The organism is Rossellomorea sp. RS05, assembly GCF_039822645.1.
Taxonomy (GTDB): Bacteria; Bacillota; Bacilli; order Bacillales; family Bacillaceae_B; genus Rossellomorea; species Rossellomorea marisflavi_B.
Genome location: NZ_JBDKWY010000002.1, coordinates 396416 through 412929 on the forward strand (window position 1 = coordinate 396416; position 16514 = coordinate 412929).

Below are 16514 nucleotides of genomic sequence, written 5' to 3' on the forward strand. Positions count from 1 at the left end.
GCCCTTTTGTTTTAAATTTCGGAAGGAAACGTTATAATAATAGAATAGACTTTTATTTATACGTGCAATCCGAAGGAAAGAAGGGTAGAAAATGGCGGTTCCCACAGAAGGGCATTCAGTACAAATACATAGCTTCAAGCATGATGGAAACATCCACCGTATATGGAATGAGACAACCATCCTGAAAGGGACGAGCAATATGATCATCGGTGGAAACGACCGGACGATGGTGACCGAGTCCGACGGCAGGACGTGGATGACCCGAGAGCCTGCAATTTGCTACTTTCATTCAGAATTATGGTTCAATATCATCTGCATGATCCGGGAAGACGGTATTTATTATTATTGCAATCTTAGCTCCCCGTTCGTGTACGATCACGAAGCGATCAAGTATATCGATTATGATCTTGATATCAAGGTGTATCCTGATATGACCTATACGCTCTTGGATGAAGATGAGTATGATGCCCATCGCAAGTTGTACGGTTATCCCGATGTTATCGATCACATTTTGCAAAGGAATGTGGACAAGCTCGTCAGATGGATCAGGCAGCGGAAGGGACCATTTGCCCCTGATTTCATCGATATTTGGTACGAGCGCTATTTAATGCACAGAGGATAAAGGAAGTAGTTACCGATAGGAGGGCTGACCCTTTCTGAGAGCCGCCGGATTCAATCCGATCCGTGCATGGCTTCTCGATCAACGGGGTCATCCCTTTTTCATGGTCAGATTGAAAGGAGTTTTGAAGTGGACAGTATCAAACGGTACCTGCAGTTTGTAAAGCCTTACCGCTGGCAAATCATAGGTACGCTCATTATAGGAATCATCAAATTCGCAATCCCGCTTCTCATTCCGGTGCTCATCAAATATGTCATCGATGATGTAGTAGGGAACACCACCCTTACAGCCGGTGAAAAGACGAACCATCTCCTCCTTGTGATGGGGATCATGGTTGTGGTATTTCTGATCATTCGTCCGCCTGTTGAATATTACCGCCAATACTTTGCTCAGTGGACAGGGAATAAAATTCTCTATGATATCAGGGACCAGCTTTTCTCTCATATACAAAAGCTCAGTTTCAAGTATTATTCGAACACGCGGGCAGGAGAAGTCATCTCCAGGGTCATCAATGATGTGGAGCAGACAAAAAACTTCGTCATGACGGGCCTGATGAACCTCTGGCTGGATCTTGCCACAATCTTGATCGCAGTGGCCATCATGTTCACCATGGACGTATCATTGACCTTTGTATCATTGATTGCCTTTCCGTTCTACGCCCTTTCAGTACGCTATTTCTTCGGGCGTCTCCGTGGGCTTACTCGGGACCGGTCCCAGGCTCTTGCGGAAGTACAGAGCCATCTTCACGAACGGGTCCAGGGAATGCCGGTAATCAAGAGCTTTGCTGTGGAAGATCACGAGCAAACGGCTTTCCGCAGTCAGAATAAGAACTTCCTGCAGAAGGCTTTGGATCAGACGAGCTGGAATGCGAAAGCATTTGCTGTCGTCAATACGATTACAGACATTTCACCCCTCATCATTATCGGGTACGCAGGTTATCAGGTCATACAAGGAGACTTGACCATCGGGACGATGGCCGCATTTGTCGCCTATATCGACCGTCTTTATAGCCCACTGAGGAGACTGGTGAATTCTTCTACGACCTTGACGCAGTCCATTGCGTCTATGGACAGGGTGTTTGAGTTCATGGACGAGAAATACGATATCGACGATGAGCCCGGAGCCATTCCGTGTACCACGGTAAAAGGGGACATCAAATTCGATCAGGTATCATTTAAATACGAGGAAGAAGAAGAAGCGGTGTTGAGCAATCTGAACCTGGATATTCATTCAGGTGAAACGGTCGCCCTTGTCGGAATGAGCGGAGGGGGGAAATCCTCCCTTGTCAGCTTGATCCCTAGGTTCTATGATGTTTCCGAAGGGAGCATACGCCTTGATGGTACAGATATCAGAAGGTTCCAGGTAAGGACGCTCAGGGATAAAATCGGTATGGTTCTTCAGGACAACATCCTTTTCAGTGAATCGGTCAAGATGAATATCAAATTCGGTAATCCGGATGCAACGGATGAAGATGTGATTGAGGCCGCCAAAGCAGCAAATGCCCATGACTTCATCATGAAGCTGCCGGAAGGCTACGATACGAAAGTCGGGGAACGTGGTGTGAAACTTTCTGGAGGTCAAAAGCAGAGGGTGGCCATTGCCAGGGTATTCTTGAAGAATCCACCGATCTTGATCTTGGATGAGGCAACCTCCGCCCTCGATCTTGAGAGTGAACATCTCATTCAGGAATCATTGGAGATGCTAGCAAAAGACAGAACGACTTTCATCGTTGCCCACCGATTATCCACGATAACCCATGCAGATCGCATTATCCATATGGAAAACGGTGAAATTGCAGAGATGGGTACCCATGAGGAACTAATGAAAAAGCAGGATCATTATTATAGACTGTTCCAGGTTCAACAATTAGATAATTAATAGAAAGCCGGTGGAGAAACATTCGTTTCTTCACCGGCTTTTTTTGTGGTGCCCAAATGGGAGTATTTTCCTTGGTGAGTGAAGGAATGATCTAGGACATACGGCATATAGTGAGAGAAAGGATAATTGTCTATTAAGAATAAAAATTCTGAAAATAGATTGCAACATTTGTAGCATCTTGTATAATAAGAAACAGATAAAATTAGAAAATAAAGATTTTTTAGATAACGGAAAGGGAGAGGTTTGATGGGGAAAGCACGTCCTTTATTGCAGGTGGAAGACTTGAGGACCTCCTTTTTCACTGATGATGGAGAGGTTCCGGCAGTCGACGGGGTAAGTTTTCATGTGAATGAAGGAGAGATCCTCGGGGTGGTAGGAGAAAGTGGATGCGGTAAGAGCGTCACATCCCTTTCGGTCATGGGACTAATTCCCTCACCACCAGGTAAAATCACGGGAGGCCATATTCTTTACAAAGGGGAAGATTTGACTAGCGCTACCGATAAGCGGATGAGGGAGATCAGGGGGAATGACATTGCCATGATCTTTCAGGAACCGATGACTTCCCTTAATCCGGTGTTTACCATAGGAGATCAACTGACAGAGTCCATACGTATACATATGAAACTGAGCAAGAAGGAAGCACTTAAGAGAGCCATTGAGATGTTGAAGAAAGTCGGGCTTCCAAGATCCGAGGAGCTGGTGAAGGAATACCCTCATCAACTGTCGGGAGGAATGCGTCAACGGGTCATGATCGCCATGGCTATGGTGTGCGATCCGAATGTCCTCATTGCAGACGAGCCGACCACAGCCCTTGACGTGACCATCCAGGCGCAGATCCTGAAGCTGATGAAAAATCTGAATAAGGAATTGAATACGGCCGTTCTCCTGATCACCCATGATCTCGGCGTTGTAGCCGAAACGTGTGAGCGTGTCGTCGTCATGTACTCCGGGAAAGTGGTTGAAGAAGGAACGGTCGAAGAAATTTTTAAAAATCCTCAGCACCCTTACACTAAGGGGTTGATCCAATCGGTTCCCGATATGAGGATGAAACAGCAGCGTCTCCATTCGATCAAAGGCAGCGTACCAAGGCCCGGATCGATCAAGACCGGATGTAGATTCGCTGCCAGATGTGAAGCGGCCTTCGATCGCTGCCTGGTTGAAACACCTGAACTATATGAAACATCCAAAGGACATTGCACAAGATGCTTCCTATTCGATGGAGCGGAGGAGGGAGTTTATGACGGAACCATTGTTGAAGGTTGAGAATCTCCAAAAACACTTCCCCATCACGGGGGGACTGCTGGGGAGGCAAATCAGCTCGGTCAAGGCGGTTGATGGCGTATCCTTCACCGTCAACAAAGGGGAGACCCTGGGAATCGTCGGGGAAAGTGGATGTGGAAAGTCCACAACCGGAAGGATGCTCATGCGATTGATCGATCCAACCGATGGGAAAGTGACGTTTCAGGACCGGGAGCTTACGAGTCTATCAAATTCCGAAATGCGGAAGATGAGAAGGGAGATCCAAATGGTCTTCCAGGATCCGTATGCCTCTTTGAATCCTAGGCATACAGTGGAACAGATTTTGGAAGAACCCCTCAAGGTCCACGGGATCGGGTCTCAGAAAGAAAGGCGCCAAAGGGTAAGGGAGCTTCTCGAAATTGTAGGTTTGAGCAGCTACCATGCAAAGCGATATCCCCATCAATTCAGTGGTGGGCAGAGACAGCGGATCGGGATTGCTAGAGCACTCATGACGCGTCCGAAGCTCATCATTGCAGACGAGCCTGTGTCAGCCCTTGATGTTTCCATCCAATCACAGGTGCTCAACCTCATGCAGGATCTACAAAAAGAATTCGGCCTCACCTATATATTCATCGCACATGATCTTGGCGTCGTCAGGCATATCAGTGACCGTGTAGGCGTCATGTATCTCGGCAGGATGGTGGAACTCAGCAGCAGTGAAGCCCTCTACGATAAGCCGATGCATCCGTATACGCAGGCGCTTCTGTCGGCAGTGCCGATTCCGGATCCGGAGTTTAAAAGGGAAACCATCCTTTTACAAGGGGATATCCCGAGTCCTTCCAATCCTCCGAGCGGATGCACGTTCCACACCAGGTGCCCGCACGCAACGGAGATATGCAAGCAAAAGGTTCCTGAGTTCAGGGAACAGCAACCAGGGCATTATGTTGCCTGCCATCTTTATTAGGCGGGCGGTATAAAGTATATATAAACCACAGGAGGGGATTTGTTTGAAGAGAAAAGGTTGGTCAATGATCATGCTCATGATCCTTCTCGTATCCACACTGCTTTACGGATGTGGATCCGAAGGTTCATCCGGCGAAGGCGGGGGAGACAAGGATAATGCTGCACCAAAGCAATTGATATTCGGTCGTGGTGGAGATTCCGTGGCACTAGACCCGGCAGTGGTAACTGACGGAGAATCATTCAAGGTTACAAAGAATATCTTCGAAACGCTCATCGAGTTCGGGGAACAGGATACAGAACCGAATCCTGGTCTTGCAGAGAAGTGGGACGTAGCCGAAGATGGATTGACGTATACTTTCCACCTTCGTGAAGGAGTGAAGTTCCAAGACGGAACGGACTTCAATGCGGATGCGGTCGTTAAGAACTTCGATCGCTGGATGAACGGGAACGAAGAAGCATTCTATTACTATAAATCCATGTTCGGTGGATTTAAAGGAGACGAAGGGCACGTTATTGAAGACGTGAAGGCTGTTGACGAGAAAACCGTTGAATTCAAGCTGAAACGTCCACAGGCTCCTTTCCTTAAGAACATTGCCATGAGTCCGTTTGCGATTGTCAGCCCGAAAGCAATCGACGAACAAGGCGATAAGCTCGGAGAAAACCCAGTGGATGCAGGAACTGGTCCATTTAAATTCAAAGAGTGGAAGCGTAACGACAAAATCGTCCTCGTGAAAAATGAAGACTATTGGCAAAAAGATCAACCTAAATTGGATGAAGTGGTATTCCGCGCCATCCCTGAAAACTCTGCTCGTCTGAACGCCCTGATTTCCGGGGAAATCGATCTTGCCGATGGAGTCAATCCAAGTGATGCAGGCCAAGTTGAAAGCAATGCTGACCTTCAAATCTTTGAACGCCCATCCATGAACGTAGGCTACCTCGGTTTGACTTCTACGCGTAAGCCGTTCGACAATCCGAAAGTGCGTCAAGCCATCAACTATGCCATCAATAAGCAATCGATCATCGACGCTTTCTTCGAAGGGAAAGCTGAAATTGCCAAAAATCCTATGCCTCCTGTCGTAGCAGGTTATAACGATGAGCTTGAGGGGTATGAATACGATCCTGAAAAAGCGAAGGAATTATTGAAGGAAGCAGGTCTTGAAGACGGTTTCGAGATGGATCTGTGGGCGATGCCAGTACCGCGCCCGTATATGCCGGACGGTCAAAAGGTGGCAGAAGCCATCCAGGCTGACCTTGAAAAAGTCGGAGTCAAAGCCAAAATCGTCTCCTATGAGTGGGCAACGTATCTTGAAAAAGCCCGTAAAGGTGAAGCCGATGCCTTCCTACTTGGTTGGACCGGTGATAACGGAGATGCCGATAACTTCCTTTATGTTCTTCTCGATAAAGACAACATCGGAAGCAACAACTATACGTACTATAGCAATGACGAGCTACACAAACTCCTGATCGATGCCCAATCGGAAACCGATCAAGACAAACGTAACGAGATGTACAAGAAAGCCCAGGAAATCATCCATGAAGATGCCCCTTGGGTACCGCTTGCCCACTCGACGCCACTTCTAGCGGGCAGCAACAAAGTCAAAAACTTCAAGCCACATCCAACTGGATCCGACTTCCTCGGAGCAGTAGACATCGAATAATCCATCACCACCAAAGGGGAGACGCCAAAAGCTCTCCCCTTTGTACATAGAAAAGCGGAGGGCGCTCGATCTGGCCCGACAAGCATAAGACAGAAATCCGGAAAGGCGTTCTCTGCCTTTTTGGATTTCAGGCTTATGACCTCGAGGGCCAAGCGCCCGTAGCTGGACAGGAAAGAAAAGCGGAGGGCGCTCGATCTGGGGCGACAAGCATAAGGCATGAAAGACAGAAAGGCGTCCTTTGCCTTTTTGGGTTTCAAGACTTATGACCTCGAGCCCCAAGCGCCCGTAGCTAGACAGGAAAGAAAAGCGGAGGGCGCTCGATCTGGGGCGACAAGCATAAGGCATGAAAGACAGAAAGGCGTCCTTTGCCTTTTTGGATTCATAAACATAGCAACCATTCCTTTTAAAAAGAGGTGAACACTGATGTTTCAATACACCATCCGAAGATTATTGCAGCTGATTCCGGTTCTGTTGGGGATGACATTGATTGTATTCTTCATCATCCGTGCCATTCCTGGTGATCCGGCACAGGTCATTCTTGGGCAGCAGGCCTCGAAGGAAGCCATCGAGCAGCTGAGGAATCAGCTTGGACTTGATACCGCCTGGTATGTTCAATATTTTGACTATCTAAAAGGTCTCCTTACAGGTGATCTTGGTAATTCCCTCAGAACGAAGACAGAGGTCTCATCCGAAATCTGGCCGTATCTGGCAGCCACCGCTGAACTGGCCATCGTGGCCATGATCATTGCTGTTGTCATTGGGGTCAATGCAGGAATCATCAGTGCGTGGTTCCAGAACTCCTGGTTTGATTACACAGCCATGATCCTCGCTCTGATCGGGGTATCGCTTCCAATCTTCTGGCTTGGTTTAATGGAGCAGTGGGTTTTCGGGATTCAGCTTGACTGGCTTCCTACATCTGGCCGGGAAAATGTCCGGAATCCTGTTTCGTCCATTACGAATTTTTATTTGCTCGACACCTTGATACAAGGGAGATTTGATCAATTCGGTGATGTCTTCAAGCATCTCATCCTACCGGGGATTGCCCTCGCGACTATTCCCATGGCTATCATTGCACGGATGACGAGATCTAGCATGCTCGAAGTCATGAGATCTGATTATATCCGGACGGCACGGGCTAAAGGATTGAAGATGTTCTGGGTTGTATACAAGCATTCTTTGAAGAATGCCATCATTCCGGTCCTGACCGTCATCGGGCTACAGATGGGTCTCCTTCTCGGGGGAGCAATCCTGACGGAAACAATCTTTGGATGGCCTGGTATCGGCCGCTATATTTACGATGCCATAGCCTATCGGGATTACCCCGTCATTCAGTCAGGGATCCTGGTCGTCGCCATGATCTTTGTCACCATCAATCTTATCGTGGACCTACTCTATGCGGCTGTTGATCCGCGCATTAAATATAACTAGCATCTACAGGAAGAGGTGAACTCTTATGGCAGAAATAGCAGAACCGCAAAAGGAACTCAGTCCTGCTCTTCATGAGGAGCATGTTTCTCCGTGGAAGGAGGCGTGGAAGAGCTTCCGGAAGAATAAAATAGCCCTGATCGGTCTCTTCATCGTTTTGTTCTTTGTCATTCTCGCAATAGCGGCTCCTCTTATTGCTCCTCAGGGGATCAATGAGCAGAACCTGGCGAAAAGGCTTCAGGCACCGTCCTCCGAGCACTGGTTCGGAACAGATGATTTCGGCCGTGATATTCTTTCAAGGATCATCCACGGAGCAAGGATTTCCCTATGGGTTGGATTCTTTGCTGTCATCGGTTCCGCCGTAGCAGGGAGCCTGCTGGGGATTGTTGCAGGTTATTATGGGCGCTGGGTTGATACGATTATCTCCAGGATCTTTGATATCATGCTCGCATTTCCAAGTATCCTCCTGGCCATCGCCGTCGTTGCGGCACTCGGGCCATCCTTAAGGAATGCCCTTATCGCCATTGCCATCATCAACATACCGAACTTTGGAAGGCTCGTCCGCTCCAGGGTGCTGAGCGTGAAGCAGGAGGAGTATGTGATGGCGGCTAAGGCAATCGGCATGAAAGATAACCGCATCCTGCTGCATCATATCCTCCCGAACAGTATGGCTCCGATCATTGTTCAGGGGACGTTGGCTATTGCTACGGCCATCATCGAAGCGGCCGCCCTTGGTTTCCTCGGTCTGGGGGCACAGGCTCCTCAACCGGAGTGGGGGAAGATGCTCGCCGATGCTAGGACGTTCATGTTGCAAGCACCTTGGACGATGATTTTTCCGGGACTTGCCATCATGCTGACGGTTCTCGGGTTCAATCTCATGGGCGATGGCCTCAGGGATGCGCTTGATCCAAAAATGAAAAATTGACAAAAAAGAAGAGCCGACAGCATCGGCTCCTTCTTTTTTTTATACTTCTTCTTCTTCCGAGATGGACACTTCGTTATCTTCTTTGTGATACGACTGGAAGCTTGTGATCAATCGCTCCAGATGCTCAAGGTTTTCATCGTATTCAAAGATGGCAGAGAAGATATGAAGCAGGTGGAAATTATGGATATCGTCGTTTTTGGTGTGCTGTTTGACTTCCTCCAGCATGATGGTCATCAATTCTTTTCGGTGAAGACAAACATCCTGCTGTGCTTCCGATTCAGCTTGGGGATGCATCTTGCCAAGGAACTTCAGGTGTAATTGTTCATGATAGGTCAGGAGACAATCGAGCTGAGCCTTGATGACACCCCGGAGTTCATCGGGAAGCTGGTAGATTTCGTTTTCATAGCGGTTTAACCTTTTTAACACTTCAAAGCTGCGGTACGTAGACGAAATCATCTGCCTGAAGATGACAAGCTTCCGGCTTCTGACAATCGTGTTCCGCTTGAAGTATTCACGCTCTTCTTTGTACAGCAGATAAAGCTGATCGACCTTGATGAGCTTTTCTTTGATACGCTCCAGATCTTTTTTTACAAGGTGGAATTCGGTTGCGTGCCTTGTGCTGAGCCTGATCCACTTCAGGATCTCTTCTGTGGAATCCGACACCCGGTGAAATAGCTTTGTCTCATACTTTGGTGGCAAGAAGATCAGGTTGATGATGAAAGAGGAGAATACCCCAATCAAGATCGTAGAAAAACGGATGAGTGCAAATGTAATAAAGTCCTGATCGGTTACCTCCATGATGGCGATGAGTGTGACAAGAGCAAGGCCGATGGTGTTTTGCAGTTTCAGTTTCAAAATGATGGCGATGGCGATAATGACCGCAAGGCCGACCACAAGAGGGCTGCTGCCGAAAATCAATACAAAGATCACGGCGATCCCGGCGCCGACCAGATTTGCCTGGACCTGCTCAATGATGGTCAGGTATGAGCGGTAGATCGTCGGCTGTACGGCGAATACTGCTGCAATTCCTGCGAACACAGGGGCAGGCAGTTTCAGTATTTCTGAGATAAGGAGAGCCAAAACGATCGCAATCCCCGTCTTGAGGATGCGGGCACCAAATTTCATGTATATAGATCCTTTCCATTCTTGACTTTTTCAATAAACAATACTGTACTATACAGGTACTTCAGTACAATATCAATAGGCAATTTCAATTTATTTCAGAAGGTTGCTGCTTGGTATCACAAGGCTTTTCTTACTAGGGTTAGTACCACTTTGGTAAGGAGATTAAACGGGTGTATTGCTCTTTAGTATATGAAGAAGGAGGTGGGATTATCATGGGTGGCTGAATCAAAAAAAGCCCGTCTCGTGTAAGAGACGGGCTGGTGTAATCAAAGCTGCGAGAATGCATTATCGACGGCAACGAGTGTCGCATCGATATCTTCTTCTGTGTGGGCTGTGGTCAAGAACCATGCTTCATATTTTGATGGAGCAAGATTGATCCCTTGATTCAGCATAAGTTTGAAGAACCTGGCGAACATTTCACCGTCTGTGGCTTCTGCCTGCTCATAGTTCTCTACTGTTTCTTCTGTGAAGTAAAGGGTCAAAGCTCCTTTCAGGCGGTTGATGGAAATCGGTGTACCGTGTTTCTTCGCTGCTGCGAGGATTCCCTCTTCAAGCTTGGCGCCGAGTGCATCGAGCTTTTCGTATACACCTTGTTCCTGCAGTACTTCTAGGCAGGCGATTCCCGACAGGATTGATGCTGGATTACCGGCCATCGTTCCAGCCTGATAAGCAGGGCCGAGTGGAGCCACTTGCTCCATGATCTCTTTTTTACCGCCGTAGGCACCAATCGGAAGCCCTCCACCGATGATCTTTCCGAGTGCGGTCAGGTCGGGCTTCACTTTGAGAAGGTCCTGAGCTCCTCCGTACATGAAGCGGAATGCCGTGATGACTTCATCATAGATCACAAGGGAGCCGGCTTCGTGAGCGATATCATTGATGGCTTCGAGGAAACCTTCCTTCGGCTCGACGATCCCGAAGTTTCCTACAATCGGCTCGACAAGAACGGCTGCGATCTGGTCGCCCCATTTTTCCATCGCTTCTTTAAAAGGTCCGATTTCATTGAATGGAACGGTGATCACTTCCTGGGCGATGCTTTTCGGTACGCCTGCTGAATCCGGTGTCCCAAGGGTGGACGGACCTGAACCTGCTGCCACAAGGACAAGGTCGGAATGGCCGTGGTAACAGCCCGCGAACTTGATGACTTTATCTTTGCCTGTGTAGGCACGGGCAACGCGAATGGTCGTCATGACGGCTTCTGTACCGGAGTTGACGAAACGTACTTTATCCATATAAGGCATGGCTTCTTTGATCATTTTCGCAAACTTGACTTCATGGCGCGTCGGCGTACCGTATAATACCCCGTTTTCCGCAGCCGTTTTGATGGCTTCAGTCACGTGGGGATGAGCGTGCCCCGTGATGATCGGACCGTAGGCAGCAAGGTAGTCAATGTACTTATTCCCATCTACGTCCCAGAAATACGCTCCCTCTCCGCGTTCCATCGCGACGGGAGACCCGCCGCCGACTGCTTTATACGAGCGTGATGGGCTATTCACACCACCGACGATATGCTCCAGGGCTTCTGTATGTAATGATTCTGATTTAGAAAATTGCATGGTAACCTCCTAGTATTCTTTGAAACTTCCTTCTCTATTGTAGTACTGCGCCACAGGGTTTAGCAAATAGGGGAATACTGGATAGGAGAATGTTTTCGCAGGAGGATGCGTACATATTAGAAGACAAGCTCATGGATGAGGGATGCGGATGCTGTATGTAATCGGATCAATGATCTTTCTGTGCATGATGATGAGCGTATGGGCACTTTTCACTCCTAGTGGGAAAAAGGACCACGTTTTTTCCCTGCACCACTTTTTCTTTCTGGGGATGTGCTACTTGACCATCATGATTGGTTTCGGCGCCATTTACCTCCTTCTCGATCTTGAGGGAGTTCAAATCCTGGTGGAAGATGGTGCACCCATCAGTGGTACCTTCATTGAACATTTCTTCACGAGCATCTACTTCAGCGGCGTGACGCTCTTTTCTCTTGGATATGGGGATGTTACGCCGGTAGGGGTCGGCCGGGGTGTCGCCCTCATAGAATCGTGGCTGGGCTATACGGTACCGGCTGCCTTTGTGGTTAAAAACTTCATGCGACCAAAAGATGATCGAATAAGTTGAGTTTTATCACTGTTTTGGTTACGCTATCGGTAATCAAACCTTTGGAGGGATCAATAATGACAGTTGGTCAGAAGGCACCGGAATTCGAACTGACGGCGAATAATGGTGGAACAGTGAAACTATCCGATTACAGAGGCAAGAATGTCGTGCTCTATTTTTATCCGAAAGATATGACACCGGGATGTACGACGGAGGCCTGTGACTTCCGTGATCACCATGAGAATTTTGAAGAGCTTGATGCAGTCATCCTCGGTGTAAGCCCCGATCCGGCCGAACGCCATGAAAAGTTCATCGAGAAACACGGTCTCCCGTTCCAACTTCTTGTGGATGAAGATCATAAGGTAGCGGAGGCTTACGGGGTGTGGAAGCTCAAGAAGAACTTTGGGAAGGAATACATGGGTATCGAACGCTCCACTTTTATCATTGATAAAGAAGGCACTCTCTCCAAGGAGTGGAGGAAAGTTAAGGTGAAAGGGCATGTGGAAGAGGCCCTTCAATACATCGAAGAGCATCTTTCCTGAAGCGAAATCGCCTATTTTTCTTTTCAGAGGCGTTTGTCCATTCACTTTTACTGCAGGTACATATAGTAAGAGTAGGGCAACCTCCTCAAATAAGTCAGTCTCCCATAGACAGGGCCGGTCAATGACCGCCCTCTTTTTTTTGCCGCTTGAGATTAGAGGGCTGTATGGCGGTGTGATAAAATGGGAGAAAGGAGTGTGGGTGTCGCGATGGATGTAGTATTTACATATGAGCCAAAAGAAGATTTCCGTGTTGAGCTGATGCGTGAATTCCCCGATCAGCAATTTCACTTCTGCAAAAATGTGAAGGAAGCTGGGGAAATACTGACTGTGGCCAAAGTTGTTGTAACAATGGGGGAGGACTTGACCCCTGAAATCCTTGAAAATTGTCGGCAGTTGAAGTGGATCATGGTAACGTCTGCCGGCTTGGAGAAGATGCCGTTTGATTCCATCCGTCAAAAAGGGGTCATGGTGACAAATGCAAGGGGAATCCATAAGATCCCAATGGCCGAGTTCACATTGGGCCTGATGCTGCAACATGCAAAAAAATTCCCAATCCTCGGTGAGCAGGAGAAAGAAAAGAGGTGGTCGCGCCGGATCGGTTCCACGGAGCTTCATGATCATGTTCTCCTCGTGCTCGGTGCCGGGGCGATCGGAGGGGAGGTCGCCAGGCTGTCAAAAGCATTCGGGATGAAGGTGATCGGCATCAATTCATCCGGTGAGGCAAAAGACCATTTCGATGAGATGTACACCTTTGAAGGGATGGATAAGGTCCTTGGATCTGCTGACTATATCGTTTCGGTCCTTCCGAGTACGAAGGAGACACGCTCTTTGCTGACAATCGATCACTTCAAAGCCATGAAAGAGAGCGCCGCCTTCATCAATATCGGGAGGGGGGATCTAGTGGAGGAGGAAGTACTCCTCCGTGCGGCCGGGGATCACCTGATTGAGAAGATCTACCTGGATGTATTCAAGGATGAACCCCTGCCTGCAGATCATCCTTTCTGGGAAGAGGAGTCAATCACCATCACACCTCATGTGTCGAGCATAACGGAACACTATATGCCGAGGGCGCTCTCCATATTTAAAACCAATCTGCTTGCATATCATAATGGTGAAGAGCTTATCAATATCATTGATACTGAAAGGGGTTATTAAGTTGAAAATTTATACAAAGACCGGGGATAAAGGATCTACATCCCTTATATACGGTACCAGGGTGTCCAAAAAGGATCAGCGTGTAGAAGCATATGGTACATGCGATGAAGCAAATTCCATGCTTGGACTGGCACTAAGCCATATGAAAAATGAATTCTTCGAAGGGAAAGACTCATTCGAGGCCTTCCTTCACAAAGTGCAGACGATCCTGTTCCACGTAGGAGCGGAGCTTGCCACCCCCGAGGGCAAGGAAGTGAAATGGAAGCTGGAGGAGGAGCATGTGAAAGAGCTTGAAGAACAGATCGACGCCCTCGACGGTACGCTCACTCCGCTGACGAATTTCATCCTGCCAGGTGGCCATCCTTCCGGTGCTGCGTTTCACATGGCGAGGACGATTGTGAGGAGGGCTGAGCGGGAAGCGGTAGGAATCGATGAACCGGTCAATCCCCTCGTTCTCTCCTATCTGAACCGATTGTCTGATTACCTGTTCGTGGCAGGGAGATACATCAACCAGCAGATGGGTGAGGGAGAGAAAAATTTGCATGGTTGATGGTGGCATGGATTGACAATCAGCGCCTCCATTAGTACACTATTTATAAAGATTATAAACTAATAATTTTTATGAAAAGAGGTGCATGACGATGTCTGACGAAAGCCAATTGAAAGAAGCGATCTCGACATTGAAGGAAACGGGAGTGCGAATAACTCCTCAACGTCATGCGATATTAGAGTTTCTCATTGAATCAATGGCTCATCCGACTGCTGATGACATATACAAAGCCCTTGAAGGAAAATTCCCTAATATGAGTGTGGCAACCGTCTATAACAATCTTCGGGTCTTCCGTGAAGTCGGACTGGTAAAGGAACTTACCTACGGGGATGCGTCCAGCCGCTTTGATTTTGTCACCACGGAACACTATCATGTCATCTGCGATAGCTGCGGAAAGATTGTCGATTTCCACTACCCGGGACTCGATGAAGTGGAGCATCTCGCCTCTCACGTGACGGGATTCAAGGTTAACAGTCATCGCATGGAGATTTACGGAACATGTCCTGAATGCAGTAAAATCAACAAAGAAACCCATTAAGAATGGCCCACCCGGACCATTCTTTTTTGTTGCGCATCATAAAAAAGATAGGGGCCTGTTAAGGTCCCTATCGGCTGCGTTTTTTATTATAGTCTTCGTTGAACTCTTCGCCTTCAAGCTTCGGATCCAACGTAAGCGGCTCATTGCAATACATGCACATATCGACACGCCCGAGCACCTTCGTGACCTTCCCGCAATTGGGACACGTCACTTGGACGGCCTTCGTCGAGAGCATGCCGATCCAGAAGTAGACGACCGTACTTCCGATGATTGACAGAAACCCCAATAGCATGAAGGTTGTCATGACCCACGGGTGCTGTCTAAAATAGATACCTACATACATAATGATGAATCCGATGAAAACCAAGCTTAACGCAAAGGTCCGGATTTTATTGATTTTGCTAGAATACTTCTTTGCCATCTCCATCCCCCTCCTAAAAAAATACTATACCATAATCAGGATGGAACGGGGGACGGGAATGACGTTTGTCGAAAAATGACTATAATTACAGAAGGAAATCCAGTGTTCATGTCGAAATAGTTACCAACCAATGATTGATGTGGAGGAGTAAGCAATGGAAGACATTTTAAGACCGATATACCAGGAGCGTACCAGTCACCCTAATACGCTGGGCGCCCTGTTGGTAGAACAGAGCAACAAATTCAGCCCCTTGACCGATACCTTTGATATCGTCCTGTTCCTTGTGGTGAAGGAGGCAGAAGAGCCTGTCTTCATCAAGCATTATTCCTATAAAGATCAAAAAGCAGCCCTGCACGTGGTGACGGAGGAAAAGCTCCGGGAATGGATCCTGCTTGGTTCCAACCGTAAAGTCATCGACTGGATTTTCAATGGGAAAGTATTATTTGATCGGAATGAGTTCATCCAGAATCTGAAGATCGAACTGAGAGATTTCCCTTTCTATGGAAGGAAAATCAAAATGGGTCTTGAGTTTGCCAAACTGATCAGACGATATATGGATGGAAAAGTATTCTTCGAGAGTAAGCATTACCTTGATGCCTATAATCATATTGTCCATTCCCTTCATCACCTTGCAAGACTCTCAGTCATCGAGCATGGATTCCATCCTGAAGTGACCGTGTGGAATCAGGTCAAGCAGATCGAACCGGAAATTTACAAGTTGTATGAAGAGCTGGTGACGAGCGATGAGGAAATCGACAAGCGTCTGGAGCTGCTTTTCCTGGCAAGTGAATTCCTTATCCATTCGAGGATGAAGGTAGCTTCAGAACACCTCATCAGCATACTGGAGCAAAAAGAGTATTGGACATTCCAGGAACTCTTGAATAATGAAGGAGCCAAACATTATTCTGTGGATCTGAGCATGATGATCGAGTATCTGACGGATAAGGGTTTCATCGAGGTGGTTGATGTGGAGACCAAAGGACAGGGGATTTACCATAGATATTACCGGGTAAAAAAATAATTATATTAAAATATTAATTTGTGTTGACTTCTTTTATACGGCTTGATATAGTAGTTAAGTCGCCGCTGAACGAAAGCAAAAACGGTCAGTGGCGACCTGATAAAATTAAAAAAGTTGTTGACAAACGAACGGCAACTTGATAAGATTAGAAAGTCGCTTCAGAGAGAAACGAAGCGCTTACAATCTATTTGAACCTTGAAAACTGAACAAAACAAGACAAACACGTCAACGTTAATTCTAGATTTATTTTAAAAGAGCTATTCAAACTTTTTATGGAGAGTTTGATCCTGGCTCAGGACGAACGCTGGCGGCGTGCCTAATACATGCAAGTCGAGCGGATCGATGGGAGCTTGCTCCCTGA

General features: G+C 47.6%; 16 protein-coding genes and 1 rRNA gene. 14 read left to right on the plus strand and 3 right to left on the minus strand.

Translation table 11 applies throughout. From position 1 onward, the window contains the following. Positions 1 to 91: 91 nt before the first annotated feature. The 7 genes from ntdP (at position 92) to nikC (ending at position 8707) form a co-directional block, all read left to right on the plus strand. A complete protein-coding gene (gene ntdP, locus ABJ225_RS09745) occupies positions 92 to 622 on the plus strand; it encodes a nucleoside tri-diphosphate phosphatase (RefSeq protein ID WP_053427999.1) in 531 nt (176 codons plus the stop codon). 126 nt (positions 623 to 748) lie between these two features. Next, positions 749 to 2497 (plus strand): ABC transporter ATP-binding protein, encoded by a 1749-nt coding sequence (locus ABJ225_RS09750; RefSeq protein ID WP_056534609.1) that lies wholly within the window; start codon positions 749 to 751, stop codon positions 2495 to 2497. A gap of 246 nt (positions 2498 to 2743) precedes the next feature. Continuing rightward, complete coding sequence (locus ABJ225_RS09755; protein WP_056534610.1) at positions 2744 to 3760, plus strand: ABC transporter ATP-binding protein; 1017 nt, start codon at positions 2744 to 2746, stop codon at positions 3758 to 3760. After that, the gene (locus tag ABJ225_RS09760; RefSeq protein WP_056534611.1) at positions 3735 to 4700 is read left to right on the plus strand and encodes an ABC transporter ATP-binding protein; all 966 of its coding nucleotides are present in this window, start codon (positions 3735 to 3737) and stop codon (positions 4698 to 4700) included. The genes ABJ225_RS09755 and ABJ225_RS09760 overlap by 26 nt, the downstream gene beginning before the upstream one ends. A 64-nt stretch (positions 4701 to 4764) precedes the next feature. Next, entirely contained in the window at positions 4765 to 6357 is a 1593-nt protein-coding gene (locus tag ABJ225_RS09765) for an ABC transporter substrate-binding protein (RefSeq protein WP_318341975.1), read from the plus strand. A gap of 423 nt (positions 6358 to 6780) precedes the next feature. After that, positions 6781 to 7785 (plus strand): ABC transporter permease, encoded by a 1005-nt coding sequence (locus tag ABJ225_RS09770; protein WP_053427996.1) that lies wholly within the window; start codon positions 6781 to 6783, stop codon positions 7783 to 7785. A 25-nt stretch (positions 7786 to 7810) separates the two neighbouring features. Continuing rightward, positions 7811 to 8707, plus strand: coding sequence for a nickel transporter permease (gene nikC, locus ABJ225_RS09775; RefSeq protein ID WP_056534612.1), 897 nt, complete (start codon positions 7811 to 7813; stop codon positions 8705 to 8707). Between the two features lie 39 nt (positions 8708 to 8746). On the opposite strand, the gene ABJ225_RS09780 is transcribed toward nikC, so the two are convergent. Both ABJ225_RS09780 and ABJ225_RS09785 read right to left on the minus strand, forming a co-directional pair. After that, positions 8747 to 9832 (minus strand): FUSC family protein, encoded by a 1086-nt coding sequence (locus tag ABJ225_RS09780; RefSeq protein WP_056534613.1) that lies wholly within the window; start codon positions 9830 to 9832, stop codon positions 8747 to 8749. A gap of 266 nt (positions 9833 to 10098) precedes the next feature. Beyond that, a complete protein-coding gene (locus ABJ225_RS09785) occupies positions 10099 to 11385 on the minus strand; it encodes a glutamate-1-semialdehyde 2,1-aminomutase (protein ID WP_056534614.1) in 1287 nt (428 codons plus the stop codon). Positions 11386 to 11671: 286 nt separating this feature from the next. On the opposite strand from ABJ225_RS09785, the gene ABJ225_RS09790 reads away from it, so the two are divergent. The 5 genes from ABJ225_RS09790 (at position 11672) to perR (ending at position 14711) form a co-directional block, all read left to right on the plus strand. Next, positions 11672 to 11947, plus strand: a complete 276-nt coding sequence (locus ABJ225_RS09790) for an ion channel (RefSeq protein WP_235563475.1) — start codon at positions 11672 to 11674, stop codon at positions 11945 to 11947. A gap of 56 nt (positions 11948 to 12003) precedes the next feature. Further along, complete coding sequence (gene bcp, locus ABJ225_RS09795) at positions 12004 to 12468, plus strand: thioredoxin-dependent thiol peroxidase (RefSeq protein ID WP_056534616.1); 465 nt, start codon at positions 12004 to 12006, stop codon at positions 12466 to 12468. Positions 12469 to 12675: 207 nt separating this feature from the next. Further along, the gene (locus ABJ225_RS09800; RefSeq protein ID WP_347319884.1) at positions 12676 to 13623 is read left to right on the plus strand and encodes a D-2-hydroxyacid dehydrogenase; all 948 of its coding nucleotides are present in this window, start codon (positions 12676 to 12678) and stop codon (positions 13621 to 13623) included. Position 13624: 1 nt separating this feature from the next. Beyond that, a complete protein-coding gene (locus ABJ225_RS09805) occupies positions 13625 to 14173 on the plus strand; it encodes a cob(I)yrinic acid a,c-diamide adenosyltransferase (protein WP_056534618.1) in 549 nt (182 codons plus the stop codon). A gap of 85 nt (positions 14174 to 14258) precedes the next feature. Next, on the plus strand, positions 14259 to 14711 hold the full coding sequence (gene perR, locus ABJ225_RS09810; RefSeq protein ID WP_048007782.1) for a peroxide-responsive transcriptional repressor PerR: 453 nt from the start codon (positions 14259 to 14261) through the stop codon (positions 14709 to 14711). 67 nt (positions 14712 to 14778) lie between these two features. On the opposite strand, the gene ABJ225_RS09815 is transcribed toward perR, so the two are convergent. Continuing rightward, a complete protein-coding gene (locus ABJ225_RS09815) occupies positions 14779 to 15132 on the minus strand; it encodes a YgzB family protein (protein WP_048007783.1) in 354 nt (117 codons plus the stop codon). A 154-nt stretch (positions 15133 to 15286) separates the two neighbouring features. Here ABJ225_RS09815 and ABJ225_RS09820 point away from each other — a divergent pair, with 154 nt between their 5' ends. Together ABJ225_RS09820 and ABJ225_RS09825 are read left to right on the plus strand one after the other, a co-directional pair. Next, positions 15287 to 16153 (plus strand): nucleotidyltransferase-like protein, encoded by an 867-nt coding sequence (locus ABJ225_RS09820; RefSeq protein WP_053427988.1) that lies wholly within the window; start codon positions 15287 to 15289, stop codon positions 16151 to 16153. Positions 16154 to 16422: 269 nt separating this feature from the next. After that, a 16S ribosomal RNA gene (locus ABJ225_RS09825) occupies positions 16423 to 16514 on the plus strand; the annotation flags it as partial.